Origin of the sequence: Actinomyces sp. Z5 (genome assembly GCF_003287795.1) — a bacterium.
Classification (GTDB): Bacteria; Actinomycetota; Actinomycetes; order Actinomycetales; family Actinomycetaceae; genus Actinomyces; species Actinomyces glycerinitolerans.
On the sequence record NZ_QMIN01000084.1, the window covers coordinates 1 to 3,301 of the forward strand.

Here is a 3,301-nt window from a genome sequence, read left to right on the forward strand (position 1 = left end):
GTCGTGTGGATGGGGCGGGGCCACTGCGCCGTCGGCGGGCAGGCCGAACGGCGCGCGGCCCCGTTGCTGCGGGCCAGCCTATCCCCCACCCGGCCCGGCGCCGGTGCCGGTCCGATTGGTGGAGCCGCGACGCCGGTCACGTCCGGGCCGGTCCGACGCGCGCGCAGGTTCGGAGGGACCTCAGGCCAGGGCCGGGGAGCCCAGGGCAGCGGGTACGTTCCCGCCCCAGCCGTCTTCGCGCAGGCCCGCGCGCAGGCGCTCCATGGCGGCGTCGAGTTCGGCGTCGGGCACGTCGTGCCGGGCGGCTGCCGGCGCCACATCCGCCTCGGCGCGGATGGGCAGCACGTGCAGGTGCAGGTGGTCCACCTCGTAGCCCACCACCATGACGGCGGCGCGCGCGGCGTCGAACACGCGCGTCTGGGCGCGGCCGATGCGCTTGGCGACGATGGCCAGGTGGGCGATGAGCTCGTCGGAGGCGTCCACGTAGGAGACGACCTGCTGCCGGGGCACGACCAGGACGTGCCCGTCGGTGTGCGGGGCGATGGTGGCGAAGGCGACGCAGAGCTCGTCGGCCCAGACGAAGCGCCCGGGCAGCTCGCCGCCAATGATCTTGGTGAACACGGATGGTGCGGGGCTGGTTGTGTCGGTCACAGACCCAGCGTAGATGATTGTGGCAGTGTCTCCGCCGACTCCGAGGGTGCCAGCACCCACAGGCTCCCCGCCGGGACGACGGCGTCGACCGGGTCCGCCGCCGTGTCGCCCTCGGGCCGCACCGCGCGCACGCTGCTGGTGGGCCGCCCGTCCTCGGAGCCATCACGCCCGAAGACGACGATGCGGGTGTCCAGCCCGATGCCGGCGCGGGTCAGCTGCTTCAGGAGGGCCGGGTCGTCCCGGATGCGGCCCACCACTCCGGACTGCCCGATTTGGAGGGTTTCGAGGGCACACAGGGCGGGGACGACGACGCTGCCGTCCGCCGCCGGGATGGGGTCGCCATGCGGGTCCCGGGCCGGATGCCCCAGGGCGGCGTCGAGGGCGGACAGCAGCCGGTCGGAGACCGCGTGCTCGAGCACCTCCGCCTCGGCGTGGACCTCATCCCACTCAAAACCGAGCGCCGCCACCAGGTAGGTCTCCAGCAGGCGGTGCCGACGCACCATTGCCCGTGCCAGGCGCCGCCCGCGGTCGGACAGGGTGACGGCCCGGTAGGGGGCGTGTTCGAGCAGTCCCGTCTCCACCAGGCGGGCCACATTCTCCGAGGCGGTCGACGGCGCCACCCCCATGCGCCGGGCCAGGCCGGTGATGGAGGCGCCCTTGCCGCCCCATTCGCTGGCCGCCCATACGGCCTTGAGGTAGTCCTGGGTGACGGCCGAACTGTCGGCCGGGGTCTGGGCGGCCGCCGTCACCGGAGCATCGCCACCCAGCCGTCCCAGAACGCCACCAGCACGATGACGGCGATGACGGCGTACATGGCCCCGGCGATCCACCAGCGCCCGGCCAGCAGCCGACGAGAGGCGGCGGGAGGCAGCCCCAAGTGCCCGCCCGCGGCGGCGCGCCCCCACGTGTTGGTGGCGATCGGTATGGTCACCAGCCAGATCAGGGTGCAGAACGGGCAGAGCTTGCCGAAGGTGAGCACCGATGTGGCCAGGAACCAGGCCACGAAGCCGATACCGCAGACGGTGCCGGCCACCAGGCCCCACCAGACCCAGCGGGGCAGCCGCACCCCCGCGGCGAGCAACATCCCAATCAGCGTCAGCACGGCGAAGGCCATGCCGCCGACGAAGGCGTTGGGCACGCCCAGCAGATTGCCCTGCCACGCATTCAAGGAGTCCCCGCAGGAGACCAGCGGGCTGACGTCGCAGACAAGGGCGGCGTCGGGGTCGCGCAACTGGCTGATCTGGCTGGCAATCAGTTCCCAGCAGGCGCCGATGCCGATCAGGGAGCCGATCACGAGCAGTACGGCGTAGGAGCGGGGGGCGCCGGTGGCGGTGGCGTCGGTTTCGGGCCCGCCGGCGTTCACGTCCGGGGCGGTCGCACCAACCGCGAGGCTGGATTCGCCGGCCAGATAGGCGTCCAGCTCCTCCTCACTCATCGCGTCGATCATCGCGTCGACCTCGGCCTGTGTGGGCACGTGTGTCATCGCCGGATCTCCTCAGCCTCTCCCGGGGACATGGGCGCGCCCCGGCCGCTCCGGGACGCGCGCCCCAATTGTGCCTCACGGCCGTCTTGGCGCGAATCGGCGTTGATCACGCCGGCCGACGGCGGCAGGGGCCGCCCGCCTGCGCGGCCTAGTCGGCTGCGCTGTCTCCGCCGTGCGCGGCCTCCGTGTTCTGCTCGACCGTATCGTCCGTCTTCTGCGCAGCCTGGTCGTCGGCCTCCTGCGCGGCGGGCACCGCCTCCCAGGCGCCCACGGTCACCGAGGCGTCCGGGTGCAGGGTCACGGTGCGCCAGGCGAGCAGGTCGCCGTCGGCGTTGAAGGACAGCAGGTGCAGGTAGGCGTCGTCGGTGACCTCACCGATGGAGGTACCGCCCTTGCCGGCGCCGGAGACCAGCTGGGTGACGGCGAGGTTTCCGCCGTCGGTGGTGGTCACGCCCCGTTCCTGGTGAACGTGGCCGGCGAGCAGCAGCGGGGTACAGCCATCCGCGATCAGCGGATCGAAAGTGTAGGGCTGGTGAATGAGCACCACGTCGGCCCGGTTGCCTGCCTGCTCCGCCTGGCAGGAGACCTCGGCCAGGCGAGCGCCCAGCCCGGCTGCATCCTCGCTCCCGCGGGGGACGGTGCCACTGGCGGAGGTGCGGTCGGGGTCGACGTCGCCGAGTACGTTCAGCCCGGCCACCTCCCGCACGGTGCCGTCGGTGACGGTCCACCCCTGGGCGCGCAGTCGCTCGGCGGTGGATTCGGAGTCGTGATTGCCGATGGTGGCTACCCGGGCGACGCCGGCGGGGACCGCGTTGGACAGGGCGTCCACGCAGATCGACTCGGGCTGACTGCCGGTCATCGTCAGGTCGCCGTCATCCATGTGGATGTCGGCGCCCGCGAGCTCGTCCAGCACGCCGGTGAAGGCGATGACGTCGAGGTTGCAGTGCAGGTCGGTGGATAGCACCGCGGTGGTGGTCTCCCCCTGGTCGACCGCCCAGCTGCCCGTGACCGGGGTGGTTGGGGCCGCGGTGGGCCTGGCCTCGGGGGTGGCCGTCGGCAGCGGGGCGATCTCGGGAGTGGCTACCGCCATCGGCGTGGTACCGCGGGCGGAAGCCGCCCGGAAGGCCTCCGCGACAGCGTCCTCATCCACCGCGCCGTCGACCGCGG

3 protein-coding genes and 1 pseudogene are annotated in these 3,301 nt (G+C 72.8%); all 4 read right to left on the reverse strand.

The window, feature by feature from the left end; genetic code table 11:
• Positions 1-180 precede the first annotated feature (180 nt).
• Complete coding sequence (locus DRB06_RS12130) at positions 181-651, reverse strand: HIT family protein (RefSeq protein WP_111820082.1); 471 nt, start codon at positions 649-651, stop codon at positions 181-183.
• Entirely contained in the window at positions 648-1,400 is a 753-nt protein-coding gene (locus tag DRB06_RS12135) for a metal-dependent transcriptional regulator (protein WP_111820083.1), read from the reverse strand. Before DRB06_RS12135 ends, DRB06_RS12130 begins: the two co-directional genes overlap by 4 nt.
• On the reverse strand, positions 1,397-2,134 hold the full coding sequence (locus DRB06_RS12140; RefSeq protein ID WP_108967564.1) for a vitamin K epoxide reductase family protein: 738 nt from the start codon (positions 2,132-2,134) through the stop codon (positions 1,397-1,399). Before DRB06_RS12140 ends, DRB06_RS12135 begins: the two co-directional genes overlap by 4 nt.
• Before the next feature lie 148 nt (positions 2,135-2,282).
• Positions 2,283-3,301 (reverse strand): annotated as a pseudogene (locus DRB06_RS16245) (serine/threonine protein phosphatase); the annotation flags it as partial.